The 16,561-nt window shown below is 60.2% G+C and carries 15 protein-coding genes; 6 read left to right on the plus strand and 9 right to left on the minus strand.

The features are described from left to right. Positions 1–40: 40 nt before the first annotated feature. Positions 41–766 (plus strand): 4'-phosphopantetheinyl transferase family protein, encoded by a 726-nt coding sequence (locus AACY42_RS00460; protein ID WP_339475214.1) that lies wholly within the window; start codon positions 41–43, stop codon positions 764–766. A 133-nt stretch (positions 767–899) separates the two neighbouring features. Here AACY42_RS00460 and AACY42_RS00465 read toward each other — a convergent pair whose 3' ends face one another. Together AACY42_RS00465 and AACY42_RS00470 are read right to left on the minus strand one after the other, a co-directional pair. After that, positions 900–2,510, minus strand: coding sequence for an ATP-binding protein (locus tag AACY42_RS00465; RefSeq protein ID WP_339475216.1), 1,611 nt, complete (start codon positions 2,508–2,510; stop codon positions 900–902). Then, the gene (locus tag AACY42_RS00470; protein WP_339475217.1) at positions 2,507–3,229 is read right to left on the minus strand and encodes a response regulator; all 723 of its coding nucleotides are present in this window, start codon (positions 3,227–3,229) and stop codon (positions 2,507–2,509) included. Before AACY42_RS00470 ends, AACY42_RS00465 begins: the two co-directional genes overlap by 4 nt. A 951-nt stretch (positions 3,230–4,180) precedes the next feature. Between AACY42_RS00470 and AACY42_RS00475 the strand changes: the two genes are divergently transcribed. After that, positions 4,181–7,072, plus strand: coding sequence for a ribonucleoside-diphosphate reductase subunit alpha (locus AACY42_RS00475; RefSeq protein WP_339475218.1), 2,892 nt, complete (start codon positions 4,181–4,183; stop codon positions 7,070–7,072). A 247-nt stretch (positions 7,073–7,319) separates the two neighbouring features. Here the strand turns inward: AACY42_RS00475 and flgE are convergent, their stop codons facing one another. The 6 genes from flgE to AACY42_RS00505 all read right to left on the minus strand — a co-directional run bounded on the left by flgE (position 7,320) and on the right by AACY42_RS00505 (position 12,419). Then, on the minus strand, positions 7,320–8,624 hold the full coding sequence (flgE, locus tag AACY42_RS00480; RefSeq protein ID WP_339475220.1) for a flagellar hook protein FlgE: 1,305 nt from the start codon (positions 8,622–8,624) through the stop codon (positions 7,320–7,322). A 28-nt stretch (positions 8,625–8,652) separates the two neighbouring features. Then, on the minus strand, positions 8,653–9,375 hold the full coding sequence (gene flgD, locus AACY42_RS00485) for a flagellar hook assembly protein FlgD (protein WP_339475221.1): 723 nt from the start codon (positions 9,373–9,375) through the stop codon (positions 8,653–8,655). 15 nt (positions 9,376–9,390) lie between these two features. Then, the gene (gene flgC / locus AACY42_RS00490; RefSeq protein ID WP_053147275.1) at positions 9,391–9,834 is read right to left on the minus strand and encodes a flagellar basal body rod protein FlgC; all 444 of its coding nucleotides are present in this window, start codon (positions 9,832–9,834) and stop codon (positions 9,391–9,393) included. Positions 9,835–9,837: 3 nt separating this feature from the next. Then, a complete protein-coding gene (gene flgB / locus AACY42_RS00495) occupies positions 9,838–10,245 on the minus strand; it encodes a flagellar basal body rod protein FlgB (protein ID WP_003204732.1) in 408 nt (135 codons plus the stop codon). 357 nt (positions 10,246–10,602) lie between these two features. After that, on the minus strand, positions 10,603–11,430 hold the full coding sequence (gene cheR / locus AACY42_RS00500; protein ID WP_339475226.1) for a protein-glutamate O-methyltransferase CheR: 828 nt from the start codon (positions 11,428–11,430) through the stop codon (positions 10,603–10,605). A 62-nt stretch (positions 11,431–11,492) separates the two neighbouring features. Further along, a complete protein-coding gene (locus tag AACY42_RS00505) occupies positions 11,493–12,419 on the minus strand; it encodes a chemotaxis protein CheV (protein WP_339475228.1) in 927 nt (308 codons plus the stop codon). 78 nt (positions 12,420–12,497) lie between these two features. Here AACY42_RS00505 and flgA point away from each other — a divergent pair, with 78 nt between their 5' ends. From flgA to AACY42_RS00525, 4 genes are all read left to right on the plus strand, one after another. Further along, complete coding sequence (gene flgA, locus AACY42_RS00510; RefSeq protein ID WP_339475230.1) at positions 12,498–13,262, plus strand: flagellar basal body P-ring formation chaperone FlgA; 765 nt, start codon at positions 12,498–12,500, stop codon at positions 13,260–13,262. 172 nt (positions 13,263–13,434) lie between these two features. Continuing rightward, positions 13,435–13,752 carry a flagellar biosynthesis anti-sigma factor FlgM gene (gene flgM, locus AACY42_RS00515; RefSeq protein WP_339475233.1) on the plus strand — a complete coding sequence of 106 codons (318 nt, stop codon included), beginning with the start codon at positions 13,435–13,437 and terminating at the stop codon, positions 13,750–13,752. A gap of 48 nt (positions 13,753–13,800) precedes the next feature. After that, positions 13,801–14,268, plus strand: a complete 468-nt coding sequence (locus tag AACY42_RS00520; RefSeq protein WP_339475235.1) for a flagella synthesis protein FlgN — start codon at positions 13,801–13,803, stop codon at positions 14,266–14,268. A gap of 92 nt (positions 14,269–14,360) precedes the next feature. Then, positions 14,361–15,107 (plus strand): flagellar brake protein, encoded by a 747-nt coding sequence (locus AACY42_RS00525; RefSeq protein WP_339475238.1) that lies wholly within the window; start codon positions 14,361–14,363, stop codon positions 15,105–15,107. A 61-nt stretch (positions 15,108–15,168) separates the two neighbouring features. Here the strand turns inward: AACY42_RS00525 and AACY42_RS00530 are convergent, their stop codons facing one another. Continuing rightward, the gene (locus AACY42_RS00530) at positions 15,169–16,560 is read right to left on the minus strand and encodes an MFS transporter (RefSeq protein WP_339475240.1); all 1,392 of its coding nucleotides are present in this window, start codon (positions 16,558–16,560) and stop codon (positions 15,169–15,171) included. Between the last annotated feature and the right edge of the window lies 1 nt (position 16,561).

The following is a 16,561-nucleotide window of genomic DNA, read 5'->3' on the forward strand; positions in this document are numbered from 1 at the left end:
CCACTACCCAGCCTCCAGCCAACCCGGCAAAATACCTGGCATGAATACACTCCCTACCCTGCCCGCTTGCTGCACGCCTTTGGATGAACATTGGCTCTTACCCGATGCCCTGCCCGATACGGTGCTGCTGAGCACCCGCTTCGACCCGTTGTTGCTGGTGGGCGCCGACTTCCCCAACAGTGCCATCGCCCCCCCGGCGAGCATCCAGCGCTCGGTAGCCAAGCGCCAGGCAGAATTTCTGGCCGGACGGATCTGCGCCCGGGCGGCTTTGCAGCGGCTCGACGGCCTGGCCTGCGTGCCGGCCATCGGCGAAGACCGTGCCCCGGTGTGGCCGGCGCATGTCAGCGGTTCGATCACCCACAGCACGGGTCGGGCGGCAGCCATCGTCGCGAAAAAAGATCACTGGCAGGGGCTAGGCATGGACGTGGAAAACCTGCTCGACCCCGAGCGCGCCGAACGCCTGGCCGGTGAAATCCTCACCTCGCCAGAGTTGCAGCGCATGACCAAACTCGCGCGCGATGACCGGGCCCTGTTGGTGACCCTGACCTTTTCAGTGAAGGAAAGCCTGTTCAAGGCGCTGTACCCCATCGTCAGGCAGCGCTTTTATTTCGAGCATGCCGAGGTGCTGGATTGGACACACGATGGACAGGTGCGCCTGCGCCTGCTGTCTGACCTGTCGAGCGAGTGGCGCCATGGCAGTGAGCTGCAGGCGCAGTTTGGGGTAAAGGATGGGCAGCTATTGAGTCTGGTGGGGATCAGGGCCTGAGAGTTGTGCTGCTTTTTTAGGGGCTCATCGCGGGCAAGCCTTGCTCCCACAGGTCAGTGCGCCCTCATTTAAGTGTGGTTTGCTGTGGGAGCGAGGCTTGCCCGCGATGGCGGTCGATCAGGCACCACACCTATCAAGACCTGTCCTGATGCCTCGGCCAACTCAAACTGAAGCACGCCCCGCCCAGGCTCTTGCTCTTGCCGATCAGCGCCCGACCGTCGTGCCAGTGGATGATCCGTCGCACGATCGACAACCCCAGCCCATGGCCGCCCGAAGCCCGGGCGCGGCTGTCGTCCAGGCGCAGGAAGGGCTTGAAAATCCGCTCCCATGCCGCTTCCGGCACGCCGGGCCCGTCGTCTTCCACATCCACCCGGCAGCGCAACTGGCCCACCTGGTAGCTGACGGTGACCTGGGAACTGGCGTGGCGCATCGCGTTGCCCACCAGGTTCTGCAGCGCACGATGCAGAAAACGTGGCTCGGCCTCGACCCAGGCGCCATCACAATCGGCGGCCGACAGGCATAGACCGCGTTCGACCGTGATCCCGGCCCGCAACGGCCCCAACTCATCGATCACTTTATTGACCAGCGCATCCAGGTCCACCCGCTGAAAATTCAGGGCCGGTGAACCCTGCTCCAGCCGCGCGTAGGTGAGCATTTCGTCCACCAGCCGATCCAGGTCTTCGATGTCGTGATCCATGCCCGCCAGGTATTTGTCCCGGGCCTGGGGCGTGCTGGCGCTGCCAAGCATTTCCAGGCCGAAGCGCAAGCGCGCCACCGGGGTGCGCAATTCGTGGGACACCGCCCGCACCAGCTCACGCTGAATCGCCAACAGTTGTTGCAGGTGCTCGGCCATGCCGTTGAACGCCGCGGCCAGTCGCCCTACCGAGTCGGCACCTCGGGCCGGCACTCGGGTTTCCAGGCTGCCCTGGGCGATCTGGGTGGCGGCCGACTCTAAGCCACGCAAGCGTCGCTCCAATTGGCGCACCAACAGGTAGACGATCAACCCGATCAGGCTCAAGCCCAGCGCCGCGATCAGCACCAGCCACTGTGGCGGATAAGGGTTCATCTGGTACAACGGACCGATCTCCAGCACCCACGGCGTGCCGACCATGCCGGCGAAGACCCGAATGGAGTCGCCGCCCTTGCCCAACGCCATCACCGTATCGCCCTCGGACACACGACGGCGCTGGTCTTCGTCCATGTCCGCCTGCTCGGCGGTCATGAGTCGCAGGTCGAAACCAAAGCCCTTTTCCTGCGCCAGTTGCGCCAGCCGTTTGGGTTGTTCGGCCACCGGATAGCGCACCAGCTCGTCGACCAACAGGTAAATGGTCGCGCGGGCCAATTGTTCGCTGATCTGCTGGACTTCCCCGACCAACATCAATTGCTCGGCATCATTGACCAGCCGATAGACTTTTGCCGCATGCGGCCCGGTCTGCTCGACCAACGCCTGGCCACGCAATACGCGGGTGCGCTGGCCGAGGTCGAGGTCGGTCTGGGCGAAGGTCTGCAACGCCAGCGGAATGCCCAGCAGCCGCTCCCATACCAGCAACGCCCGGTGCCGTTCGGTGTCGTTCATCGGCCGCAGGTTGTCGGCCATCAACGAAAACGTGCCGTGGGCCAGGCGCTCGCGGTATTGCTCGCTGCGGGTCTGGTTGAGCAGGTGCAGGGCCAGTACGCCGAGGACCGCCACCAGCACCAGTGCCGCGCACATGCCGCCATAAATACGCAGGAAAATCGAATTCACGGCGCCAGGTCTACACAGGCTTCAGGAACGAACAGGTAGCCTTTGCTGCGAATGGTCTTGATCAGCCTTGGATGGTCCGGGTCGTCACCGATCTTGGGGCGGATGCGCGAAATGCGCACATCGATGGAACGGTCCTGGCCGTCATAACCGATACCGCGCAGGGCGGTGAAGATTTCTTCCCGGGACAGGATGCGCCCGGCATTGGACACCAGCAGCCACAGCAGGTCGAATTCGGCGCTGGTCAGCTCGATACCGCTGCCCTGCAACCAGGCTTCGCGCAAGGCGTCGTCGACCACTAGCGGGCCGAATTGCAAGCGTCGCTGCTTTGGCGCGGCGCTCGGCTCCGGTTCGCTGCGCCGCAGCAAGGCCTGGATACGTGCCAATAGCAATCGCGGGCGAACCGGCTTGCACACGTAATCATCGGCGCCCAGGTCCAGGCCCTGGATCTGATCGGTGTCGTCGGTGCGGGCGGTGAGCATCAGGATCGGCCCGTCATAATGCTCGCGCACCTTGCGACAGATGCTCAGGCCATCTTCGCCGGGCAGCATCAGGTCGAGGACCACCAGGTCCGGCTGCTCGGCAATAATTCGCGCCGCCGCCACCGCGCCGTCGCCTTCGATGGCGACACGCAGCCCGTTGCTTTCGAGGTATTCCTGGGTCAGCTCGGCCAGACGCTGGTCATCCTCGACGATCAATACCTGCCAGGCTTCTTGTTCCACTGGGGCCTCGTCTTGCTGTGAATATAAAAGGAAGGATCAGCACAAACCTGTGGCCAGAGATTGCTCCCGCTGGGCTTTGTAGGAGCTGCCGAAGGCTGCGATCTTTTGATCTTTTGATATTTTGATCTTTCGCTTGAGATTCAAGTGGCTGGGGAAAGATCGCAGCCTCGTTGCACTCGACAGCTCCTACATCGCTCCTACATCGCACTTGAGCGGGAGCAATCTCTGGCCACAAAGTGCCCGTTTCAACTATTCAGAAACAGCTTCCCCCATCTTTTTGTCATGTTAAAGGAGGATAAACACACCCACGCATGGGCCGATTGTATAAACGTCACCTGCGCAGAAAACAAGCGGACAAATGCGTTTCGATCGGCTGGCTTTAATGTGGTAATGTCCGCGCCCGCAAAAATCACCGGGCGGTTTTCGGATCGTCGAAATCGATGAAAAAAGGTCCACTCCAGCTAGGTCGCGGCCTACAGAGCCATTCCACGTTTCGCACACAAATTACGCACAGGCTTATCCACAGGTAGTACGTTGCATACCCCCCCAAAACGCATTATCTTGTAGCCCGCCGCGTAAAAAACCCTACATGTAGGGTTTCAGGCCAAAAACCAAACACAAGTCGGGCAGAGAATTCAAGCGCTTTTCTTGCTTCTGTCCAGCTGAAACACCGCATTTCCCCAAGCCCAGACCGCCCCTGCGGATGGCAACTGTTTGAAGGTCGAAAACGACCGAAACGGTACGGGTGTTGCAGTCAATTGCTGCCACCCCGGCAACCCGGTTTCGAGCCTCGCTCGCAACCTGAGAACTTCGGATGGGAGCGGCATTAAACGCCGGCTTCCTACTGTCCCGAAGTTGTTATGCCCGGCGCCAGTCGGTTGTAGTGCTTCAGGACGGAACGGTGGGCACCGTGATGGTGCCCAAACAAACATAGAGAACGTGGAGACACCCATGCACACCGACACAACTCGCGAGAACCCGCAGGGCACCGCGCCGCTGGCCGCCGATTCGAGCCCGGATCTGTCCGCCACCGCGCCGGGCCAACTGCGTGTGATCAAGCGTAACGGCACTGTCGTTCCTTACACCGATGACAAGATCACCGTCGCCATCACCAAAGCGTTCCTCGCAGTTGAAGGTGGCACCGCTGCCGCTTCGTCGCGAATCCACGACACCGTGGCCCGCCTGACCGAACAGGTCACCGCAACCTTCAAGCGTCGCATGCCGTCGGGTGGCACCATCCACATCGAAGAAATCCAGGACCAGGTCGAACTGGCCCTGATGCGTGCCGGCGAGCAGAAAGTGGCCCGCGACTACGTAATCTACCGTGATTCGCGCGCCAAGGAGCGCGCCATCCGCACCCCGGCTGACGCCCCGGTGCTGGCTCACCCTTCGATCCGCATCGCCCGCGCCGACGGCAGCCTGGCGCCGCTGGACATGGGCCGCTTGAACACCATCGTCACCGAGGCCTGCGAGGGCCTGGAAGAAGTCGATGGCGACCTGATCCAGCGCGAAACCCTGAAGAACCTCTATGACGGCGTTGCACTCAAGGACGTCAACACGGCCTTGGTGATGACCGCGCGGACCCTGGTGGAGCGCGAGCCGAACTACTCCTTCGTAACCGCCCGCCTGCTGATGGACACCCTGCGTGCCGAAGGCCTGAGCTTCCTTGAAGTCGCCGAGAGCGCGACCCACCACGAAATGGTCGACCTGTACGCCAAGGCGTTGCCAGCTTATGTTGCCAAGGGTATCGAGTTCGAATTGCTGAACCCGGTCCTGGCCGAATTCGACCTGGAAAAACTCGGCAAGGCGATCAACCACGAGCGCGACCAGCAGTTCACCTACCTGGGCCTGCAAACCCTGTACGACCGTTACTTCATCCACAAGGATGGCGTGCGTTTCGAACTGCCGCAGATCTTCTTCATGCGCGTGGCCATGGGCCTGGCCATCGAAGAGAAGCAGCGCGAAGACCGTGCGATCGAGTTCTACAACCTGTTGTCGTCCTTCGACTACATGGCCTCGACTCCAACCCTGTTCAACGCCGGCACCCTGCGTCCACAGCTGTCGAGCTGCTACCTGACCACCGTGCCAGATGACCTGTCGGGCATCTACGGCGCCATCCACGACAACGCCATGCTGTCGAAATTCGCCGGTGGCCTGGGCAACGACTGGACTCCGGTTCGCGCATTGGGCTCGTACATCAAGGGCACCAACGGCAAATCCCAGGGCGTCGTGCCGTTCCTCAAAGTGGTCAACGACACCGCGGTCGCGGTCAACCAGGGCGGCAAGCGCAAGGGCGCGGTCTGTGCCTACCTGGAAACCTGGCACATGGACATCGAAGAGTTCATCGAGCTGCGCAAGAACACCGGTGATGACCGTCGTCGTACCCACGACATGAACACCGCCAACTGGATCCCTGACCTGTTCATGAAGCGTGTCTTCGACGATGGCAAGTGGACCCTGTTCTCGCCGTCCGAAGTACCGGACCTGCACGACCTGACCGGCAAGGCTTTCGAAGAGCGCTACGAGTACTACGAAGCCCTGACCGAGTACAACAAGATCAAGCTGTTCAAAGTCGTCCAGGCCAAAGACCTGTGGCGCAAGATGCTGTCGATGCTGTTCGAAACCGGTCACCCATGGCTGACCTTCAAGGACCCGTGCAACCTGCGCAGCCCGCAGCAGCACGTCGGCGTGGTCCACAGCTCGAACCTGTGCACCGAGATCACCCTGAACACCAACAAGGATGAGATCGCAGTCTGCAACCTGGGCTCGATCAACCTGCCGAACCATATCGTCGACGGCAAGCTGGACACCGCCAAGCTGCAACGCACCGTGAACACCGCCGTGCGCATGCTCGACAACGTGATCGACATCAACTACTACTCGGTGCCGCAAGCGAAGAACTCCAACTTCAAGCACCGTCCGGTCGGCCTGGGCATCATGGGCTTCCAGGACGCCTTGTACCTGCAGCACATCCCGTACGGTTCCGATGCCGCGGTCGAGTTCGCCGACAAGTCCATGGAAGCGGTCAGCTACTACGCGATCCAGGCTTCCTGCGACCTGGCCGACGAGCGTGGCGCCTACGAGACGTTCCAGGGTTCGCTGTGGTCCCAGGGCATCCTGCCGCTGGACTCGCAACAGATCCTGATCGCCCAGCGCGGCCAGAAGTACATCGACGTTGACCTGAACGAGTCCCTGGACTGGGCACCGGTTCGCGCCCGTGTGCAGAAAGGCATCCGTAACTCCAACATCATGGCCATCGCACCGACCGCCACCATCGCCAACATCACTGGCGTGTCGCAGTCGATCGAACCGACCTACCAGAACCTGTATGTGAAATCGAACCTGTCGGGCGAATTCACCGTGATCAACCCGTACCTGGTTCGCGACCTCAAGGCCCGCGGCCTGTGGGACTCGGTCATGATCAACGACCTGAAGTACTACGACGGTTCGGTGCAGCAGATCGAACGCATCCCGCAAGAGCTCAAAGAGCTCTACGCAACAGCCTTCGAAGTGGACACCAAGTGGATCGTCGACGCGGCCAGTCGTCGCCAGAAGTGGATCGACCAGGCTCAGTCGCTGAACCTGTACATCGCCGGCGCTTCGGGCAAGAAGCTGGACGTGACCTACCGCATGGCTTGGTACCGTGGCCTGAAAACCACTTACTACCTCCGTGCCCTGGCCGCCACCAGCACCGAGAAGTCGACCATCAACACCGGCAAGCTGAACGCTGTTTCCAGCGGCGGCAACCACGGTGACGATTCGGTCCTGGCTGCTCCAGCCGGTCCTGCGCCAGTGCCAAAGGCCTGCGCGATCGACGAGCCGGATTGCGAAGCTTGCCAATAAGCTGAGCGGGTGGGTGCTGCAAGGCGCTTGCTAAAGAAACCCCCGATAGACCGCTGGTTTATCGGGGGTTTTCTTTTGCCTGGAGGAAAGTAGCACCTGTCCCGGCGCCATCGCGAGCAGGGTGTAGACCTGCGTACACATAACCCTGTGGGAGCGGGCTTGCTCGCGACGAGGCTGGGACGGGCAGCACAATAAAAAGCCCCTCATGCGAGGGGCTCCTTGTGCAGCCTTCAAACAACCATCGACATCAAGCCATCTGAATGATGGTCTGCATGATGGTGCTCTGGGTGGAGATGGTCTTGGCGTTCGCCTGGTAGTTGCTTTGCGCCTTGATCAGCTCGACCAGTTCGTTGGTCAGGTTGACGTTGGACTCTTCCAGGGAGTTGGAGACGATCGAACCCAGGGTGCCGGTTTGTGGAGCATCGTAGCCCGGGATACCCGAGGCGAAGGTCTCTTTCCAGCTGGTGCCGCCTACCGGCTGCAGGCCCTGCTCGTTGGTGAAGCTGGCGAGGGCGAGCTGACCGATCGGCTTGGTCTGGTTGTTGCTGAAGTTGGCCAGCAATACACCGCTGCCGTCGATGGTCAGGTTAGTGATCTGGCCAGTGGCGTAACCGTTCTGGGCCGGGATCGACCGGGCGGTGTCGGCGTTGAATTGGGTGGTGTTGGCCATGGACACCGTAATCGTCGACGAACCGGCGCCGTTAGCGGTCCATACGCCGTTGGTGACAGTGCCTGGCACCCAACCGGTCAGTACCAGATCGTTGTTGACGGTCGCAGGCGGGGTGCTGACTTGCACCAGCTTGCCACTCGAATCAAAGCTCATCGTGGAGGGAACCGGAGCGTTTGGGGCGACCGGCGCGCTGCCATCCAGGTTACGGCCATCGATCAGGGTGTAGACATCCCAAGTGTTGGCGCCAGTCTTGACCATGTACTGGTCCATGGAGTGCTGGTTACCCTGGGTATCGTAGACAGGGGTGGTGAATTGCTTGGTGAACGTGGCCGTATCGGTCGGGTCGAACGCCAAGGCAGGATCAGCCTGATCAATCGGCGTCGCCGTCGAATTCAGGTTAATCGTCGACGAAACCAGGCTGGTCGCTTGCGGCGGCAGGTTGGAGGTGTCGATGCGCAGGTCGGTCAAAATACCGTTGAGGATGTTGCCATTGGCATCCACGCCATAGCCCTGCAAACGCGCAGTGCCGTCGCTGTTGGTGATGAAGCCTTCCTTGTCGGTCTTGAAGGTACCGGCACGGGTGTAGCTCAGCGACCCGTCGTTGCTCAGGACAAAGAAGCCCTGGCCCTGGATACCCATGTCCAGCACGTTGCCGGTGTTATTGACATCACCTTGGCCGAACTGCTGGGAGACGTTGGCCAGGCGCACGCCGTTGCCGACGGTCTTGCTGCCCGAGCCCAGCTTGGTAGCCGAGTAGACATCTTCGAATTCCGCGCGGGACGATTTGAAACCGGTGGTCGCCACGTTGGCGATGTTGTTGCCGGTCACGTCCAGTTGTTTGTTGGCTGCATAGAGACCGCTAAGGCCGATGTTGAAAGACATGTTGACTCCTTTTGCCGGTTAGTCGGCTCTACATACCAATAGTTTGTACTTTGGACAGGGCGATGCTGCCCAGCCCGGCCAGGTTGAGCATCAGTTCACCGCCCGTTTGGCTGATGGTCACACTGCTGACCGTGGCCGGCAGGTTGGTGATCAGCGACGTAGCCTTGCCATCGATGGTGGTTGAGGCAGCAAAGGTGTAGGTGCCCGACTCAAGCGTCGTGCCCGCGTCGTTCTTGCCATCCCAGATGAAAGCGGAGTTGCCAGCGTTCTGGCTGCCCAGGTCAATGGTGCGAACGGTCTTGCCGTCCTTGTCCACGATCTTGACGGCGACGGAGGACACCGATGTCGGTACCACCACCGTGCCGTTGAGGCTCTTGGAGGTATCGACCACGGCCTTGTCGCCCGGGGCGATGACCGAGCGGCCTACCAGCGACGAAGCTTGCAGGGCCTGGGACGAGTTGTAGTTGCCGGCGATGCCACTCACGGTCTCGTTGAGCGTGGTGATGCCTTCCAGGCTGCTGAACTGTGCCAGTTGGGCAACGAACTCGCCGTTATCCTGCGGTTCCAGCGGGTTCTGGTTTTTCAGCTGGGTGACCAGCAATTGCAAGAATGCATCCTTGCCCAGCTCCTTCTTGCCGGCGGCCGTGCCGGTCGCCGAGGACAGGCCATCGCTGGTGCTAGCGGTCTTGACCGAGGAGTTGGCCAAAATCTCGTTGAGGCTCAAACCGCTGGTAGTGTTGGTGACGCTCATGTGAATCGCCCCTTATCACTGACCGAGGGTCAGGACCTTCTGCATCATGGTTTTGGCGGTGTTCATCATTTCGACGTTGGTCTGGAACGAACGACTGGCGGAAATCATGTCGGCCATTTCCTCGACGACGTTGACGTTCGGGTAGTAGACATAACCCTTGGCGTCTGCGGCCGGATGGTTTGGCTCATAACGGGCTTCGAGGTTGCTCTGGTCTTCGACCACGCCAAGCACCTGCACGCCCTGCCCGGCCGCGTCCTGCTCCTGGAACAGCGAGTCGCTGCCGCCGGACTGGCCGCCCTGGAACATGGTGGCGAATACCGGGTGGCGGGCGCGGTAGGTCTGATCGATGCTCGACGAAACGGTCTCGGCGTTGGCGATGTTACTGGCAACGGTGTTCAGGCGAGTGGTCTGGGCACTCATGGCACTGCCGGCAATGTTGAATACGCTAGCGATCGACATGGCTTACTCTCCGCGCAGGGCCGATACCAGCCCTTTGAACTTGCTGTTGAGCAGGGTGAAGCTGGCCTGGAAGTTCACGGAGTTTTCCGCGTAGTTGGACTGTTCCAGTTGAGCGTCGACGGTGTTCTGGTCGATCGAAGGTTGCATCGGCGTGCGATACATCAGCGATTCATCGCCATTGCCCAAGCCTTCGGCTTCGATATGACGGCTGTTGGTCATGTTCAAGGCGAAGTGGCCGTTCTTGGTCTTCTCGTTCTGCTCGGCGAGCACTTTGGAGAAGTCCAGGTCCCGCGCCTTGTAGTTCGGGGTGTCGGCGTTGGCGATGTTGTTGGCCAGGACTTCGGCACGCTGGGCGCGGAAGCTCAGGGCCTGTTCGTGGATACCGAGCGCTTTATCGAAGCTGATGCTCATGTCGGAAACCTTTGGGTGACCAGAATGTACGTACGACGGCTAAAGCAAGCGTCGTGCCATTTTCAAAAACCCCATAAACCGGGGCTTTGCAGGCTGCGGCAAAGCGGCAATGCCAGAAAAGCGGCAACTGGTTTCCGCAGGCTGCCGCTTTTCTGCCGCTTCTGCAGGACAAATGCGTTTCATTGTGGGAGCGAGCCTGCTCGCGATAGCGGTGTGTCAGTCCACATTGATGTCGCCAGGAGTACCGCATCGCGAGCAGGCTCGCTCCCACAGGAAGCAGTGGTGGACTGGAAGAAACCGGCAGGCAAAAAAAACGGGAGCCCCGTGGGGCTCCCGTTTTTTGACAACCCAAGCCAATCACTTCGCCTGGTAGATGATCCCCGGACTGCATTGGACCATTTGGTAATGATCCGGCAAACCGTTCAACGCCTCGGAGGCGCCGAGGAACAGGTAGCCGCCCGGCTTGAGCGTGCTGTGAATGCGCAGCAGGATGTCTTTCTTCACTTCGGCGGAGAAGTAGATCAGTACGTTACGGCAAAACACGATGTCGAACTTGCCCAGACTGGCGTAGCTGTCCAGCAGGTTGAACGAGCGGAACTCCACCCGGCTCTTGATCGGTGCCTTGACCACCCATTTGCCCGGCCCTTTCGGATCGAAGTAACGTTGCAGGCGATCCGGTGACAGGCCCCGGCCGATGGCCAGGCTGTCGTACTCGCCGGTCTTGCAGTTATTGAGCATGGTCCCGGACAGATCAGTGGCGACAATCTGCACGCCGCCTTTCAACTGGCCGAGGTTGGACCGCTCGAACTCATCGATGGACATCGACAGCGAATAGGGTTCCTGCCCCGACGAACAGGCCGCCGACCAGATCCGCAGACGCTGGCCCGGGCTGGCCTTGATGGCCGCCGGCAACACCCTGTTCTTCAACACCTCGAACGGGTAGGTGTCGCGAAACCACAGGGTTTCATTGGTGGTCATGGCATCCACCACCATCTCGCGCAAACCACTGCGCGGCTGGGTCTGGATGCGCTGGACCAGTTCGCCCAACGATTTCAGGCCCTGTTGCTCCATCAATTTATTGAGACGGCTCGACACCAGGTATTGCTTGTTTTCACCAAGCAAAATGCCACAGGCTTTTTCCAGGAAGACCCGGAACTGTTCGAAATCCAAATTACCCGTAGACAAAATACCGCCTCTTTCATCGTGTTGACTTGCCGGACGCACAACGCGCCCGACCTTATTATTCTTTATTCTGCTGCCTTGATCCGTTCGACGACCCGGGAAGCCAGGTCATCGGGACGGAATTTCGCCAGGAAATCGTCGGCGCCGACCTTCTTGACCATCGCCTGGTTGAAAACCCCGGACAACGAAGTATGCAAGATGATGTGCAGCTTTTGCATGCGCGGGTCGCTGCGAATTTCCGACGTCAGGGTGTACCCGTCCATCTCCGGCATCTCGATGTCGGAGATCATCATCAGGAATTCTTCCTCGGGCTTCTTGCCCTCCTCGACCAGCTTACGCAGGTAATCCAGCGCCTGTCGTCCGTCGTTCAGCGCCACCACCTCGACGCCGACCGTGTGCAGGCAACGGGTCACCTGCTTGCGGGCCACCGACGAGTCATCGACGGTCAGCACCCGCAGCGAAATCGCCTTGTGCTGGGTTTCGGCATCCACCACACCCGCGGAGATCGCTTCCGGTGTGGGCGCCACTTCGGCGAGGATCTTCTCCACGTCGATGATTTCCACCAACTGGTTATCGACCCGGGTCACTGCCGTGAGGTAGTGATCGCGGCCGGTGCCCTTGGGCGGTGGATGGATTTCTTCCCAGTTCATGTTGACAATGCGCTCCACCGAGCGGACCAGGAAACCCTGGGTCTTGGTGTTGTACTCGGTGATGATCACAAACGGATTACTCTGGTCCAGCAGACGACCGGAACCGGTCGCCATCGCCAGGTCGAGAATCGGGATGGTCGCTCCCCGAATGTTGGCCACACCGCACACGACGGGGCTGGACTTGGGCATCAGGGTCAGCTTGGGGCATTGCAGCACCTCGCGGACCTTGAATACGTTGATTCCATACATTTGTTGGCCGTCGAGACGGAACAACAACAGCTCCAGGCGATTCTGACCGACCAGCTGAGTACGCTGGTTTACCGAATCCATTACTCCCGCCATGCCCTGACTCCTACCTAACGCTAATGTTTCCGACGCGCATTCATCACTAAACGGCACGGGGCTTGCTATTGAACCGGCATGAACGCACAAACGACATTTTCTCGACGCCTGACCACTCACTGCCGCCACGGGCTCGGTGCACTGCTGGCTGTCTGCCTGTTCACTTCGGGCGGTCCTGCCCTTGCTGCTGTTCCGGTTACCTTGCCTGATCTCCTTATCGGCGTCACTCAGGGCTTTCTTGAATTCACCGTAGAAGACTATCTGGCTACCAGTCAAACGGAAGGTCGCTACGAAATCGAAGTCAACCAGATCGATCCACGTTTACGCATGCCAATGTGCGACAAGGAATTGACTGCTTCACTGGAGAGCCCATCCCGCCCCTTGGGTCGCGTCACGGTGAAGGTTCGTTGCGACAGCGCCGCGCCCTGGACGGTGTTCGTGCCCGCTCAAGTGCGCCTGTTTCGGGAAATTGTCACCACCACTCGTCCGCTCAAGCGGGCCGGAATCGTCGAGCCCCAGGACGTGATGTTGCGCGAACGGGACGTCAGCCAGATCAACCAGGGCTTCCTGACCTCCGTCGACCAGGCCATCGGGCAGAAACTTGTCCGACCAATGGTCGCCGATCAGACCGTGACACTGGTGCACCTGGAGCAGGCCGAGGTGGTCCGCAAGGGCGACCAAGTCGTCATCACCGCCCGCAGCGGCTCCCTAGCCGTGCGAATGCCCGGCGAGGCCCTGTCCAACGGCGGCATGCGTGAACAGATACGGGTAAAGAACCTCAACTCCCAGCGCGTGATCAAGGCGCAGGTGATGGCCCCGGGCCAAGTGGAAGTGGCGATGTAGCGATCTGGTAGAGGAGGTAGAAAGCTGGCGCTTGATCCCGGTGTTCCCTAGACTGTGCCTTACGCAAAGGCAAGCGCAGACGTGCGCATGCTCATTGAATAAATGAGCCTAAAGTTTTTTTGGGGATGGCCGAAAACATGGCAAGCGTCCAAATACCCAGAGGTTTTTTACCATGGTCATCGATTTCAATCGTTTAAACAGCTCTTCACCACTGACAGGTACTACGCGTACCAGCGCCGCCAAGGAAACCGTCGAAGCCGGTAAATCCGCGCCGCTGCCTACACCAGCCGAACAGGTCAGCAACGGGGAGTCGGTACACCTCAGCAATGAGGCTCAGCAGTTGCAGAAGGTCACTGACAAGCTGCGCGATCAACCTGTCGTCGACAACGCCCGCGTGGCTGAGTTGAAAGCAGCAATCGCTGATGGCAGCTACAAAGTCGACAGCAACCGCGTAGCCAGCAAACTGCTCAATTTCGAAGCCCAGCGCTAGGCCAACGCCTGCGCCAGGCTTTTGGACGCTTAAGACCCAAGGCCAGCCATGCACGACACTCATTTATTGCAACTGATCACCGACGACTTTGTTCCAGCGCAACAGTTGCTGGAGTTGTTGCAGGCCGAATCCGTGGCATTGCACGGTCGTGACATGCCTCTGCTGGAGAATATCCTGGCGCAGAAACAGGCACTGATCATCTTGCTTGACCAGCATGGCCGCAAACGCAGCGAGATCCTCGCCAGCCTTAATCTGCCCGCCAGCCATGACGGCCTCGAGCAATTGGCCGGCCAGTCGGCGATCGGCGATCAGTTGCTGTCCCAGAGCAAAGCACTCAACGACCTGCTCGCCCAATGCCAGGCAACCAACGCTCGCAACGGCCAGTCGATCCTGATGCAGCAGGCCGCCACCGCCAACCAGTTGCGCATTCTCAACGGTGGCGAGATCCCGACGCTGTATGACGCTCGCGGCTCGACCGCCAAAATGGTCAAGCACCGCCCGCTCAGCCAGGCATGAAACGAACAATGCCTTCGCCCTATCAACGCGCGATACATGCTGGCAAAATACCGGCCATTCGTAGTCGTATTTTGCCTGGAGATTGACTCACCGTGTTCAATGCCTCAAACGCGGATGATGCTCCGCAGCCCCCCAAGGTCCTCACCACGCCCCTGGAAATCTCCGGCAACCTGCGGATGCTGCAAGAGAGCCACGACCCACTGATCATTACCTTCCACGAACGTAGCCAGCGCTTCCAGAGCTATCTGGTCAACGTCGATCGCGAGACCCATTCCATCGCCCTGGATGAAATGATTCCCCGGGACGGCGAGCGCTTCCTGCTGGCCGGCGAGCCGTTTCGTGTCGAGGGTTTCCATGACGGCGTGCGTATCGCATGGGATGGCAAGGGCCCACTGACCATCGAGGAATCCAGCGACGGCCGCTGCTATCGCGGCGCCCTCCCCGACGAAGTGGTCTACCACCAACGTCGCAACGCCTTCCGCGCCGCCCTGAAACTGGCACAACTGGTGAACGTTGAACTGGGCGGCGAAAAGCTCAAGTCCCCCGTGGATGGCAAGCTGCTGGACATCTCCGCCACCGGCTGCAAGTTGCGCTTCGACGGCGACATCACGGAGCGCCTGCAATTGGGCCAGGTGTATGAGCGTTTCATCGCAGCCCTGCCTTTTGGCAACATGAGCGCGCCAGTCGAGCTGCGTTACCTGCATTTCGAAGAAAGGATCAACACCACATTTGCCGGTGTACGCTTCCACAACATCAGTGGCCTGGTGCAACGGCAGGTCGAGCGGTTCGTCTACCAGCTGCAACGAGAAGCCCGGCGCTTCGATAAAGACGACATTTGATTTTCCAGCCATGAAAAACGGGCAGTCCCTTGCGGCGACTGCCCGTTTTTTTATGCCTGCCTCAAGGCCTGGCCTGGGTAAAACTCGGCGTCTCAGGTGCCTCGGTTTCAGTTTCAGTTTCAGTTTCAGTTTCAGTTTCAGCCTCGGCCGCAGTCTCAGTGGCCGACTCAGGCTCCACCTCCGGATTGGCCGGCGCCTGCATCTGCTCCTGCACCACCTGCTCATCCACCCGTGGATCAAGACACGCCACCAAAGGCGAGCTCGACATGCTGTCCGGCATCGCCACGTGATGCAGCGGTGCATCATCGACCTGATGCAGGTTGGTCACCGCTTTCGGCCGGATCCGCCACACCAGCACCAAGGCGAAGAAAGCGAAAAAGCCGTAGAGCATCTGACTGCCGAGCATCTTCATCAGCACGCCGGCCACCAGCGGCCCGATGCTGGCCCCCACGCCGTAGGTCACCAGCAGCATCGCGGTCAGGGACACCCTTCGATCAGCTTCGACGTGGTCGTTGGAAAACGCTACCGCCAGCGGATACAGGCAGAACTGCACCAGCGAACAGAAGAACCCCGCGACGAACAGCACCTCCAGCGGCACCGCCGGAAGAATCGCCAATGGCAACGCACAGATCGTCAGAACCAGCGCAAAACAGCGGATCAACAGCGCCCGGTCATATCGATCGGACAGCCAGCCCAAGGGCCACTGCACCAGCAAACCGGCGAAGATGCAGCTACCCATGAACAGACCAACCTGCTCGGTCGACAGCCCCTGCTGAGAGGCATACAGGGGCGCCAGGCCATAGAACGAGCCCACGATCAATCCGGAGCCCAGCACCGTAATCAATGACTGTGGCACACGCTTGATGAAGAAGCGCGGCTCCATAGGCGCCGGATGCAGCGCCGCCGGGTGAATTCGCTGGGTCAGTGTCACCGGCACCAGGCACAAGGCGAAGCACAGCGCCACCAGCATCAACAGCTCAAGCCCCAGCCCCGGGTGCATGACCAGAATCAACTGGCCCAGCACCAGGCCCAAGTAGGAGGCAATCATGTAGCCGCTGAACACCACGCCGCGCTGCTTGGCATCGGCTTGCTCGTTGAGCCAGCTCTCGATGACCATGTACTGGCACATCATCCCGAGGCCGACAATCATCCGCAGCACGATCCAGGCCGGCAGCCAGTTCACCAGGCCATGACCCAGCACTGCCGCTCCGACGATCCCGGCGCAGGCCGAATAGGCGCGGATGTGCCCGACGCGGGCGATCAGCCGGTGGCCGATCTTGCCACCCAGCACCAGGCCGAAATAGTTGGCGGCCATCAGCGCACCGACCCAGAGGCTATCCACATGGTCGGCGGCCAGGCGCAAGGCCAGGTAAGTACTCAAGAGGCCCGAGCCGATCAACATCATCAGCGAGGCGAAATAAAGCGCTCGAAAAGGTTTCCAGATTTGGCGCATC

Origin of the sequence: Pseudomonas sp. RL_5y_Pfl2_73 (assembly GCF_963970515.1) — a bacterium.
GTDB lineage: Bacteria > Pseudomonadota > Gammaproteobacteria > Pseudomonadales > Pseudomonadaceae > Aquipseudomonas.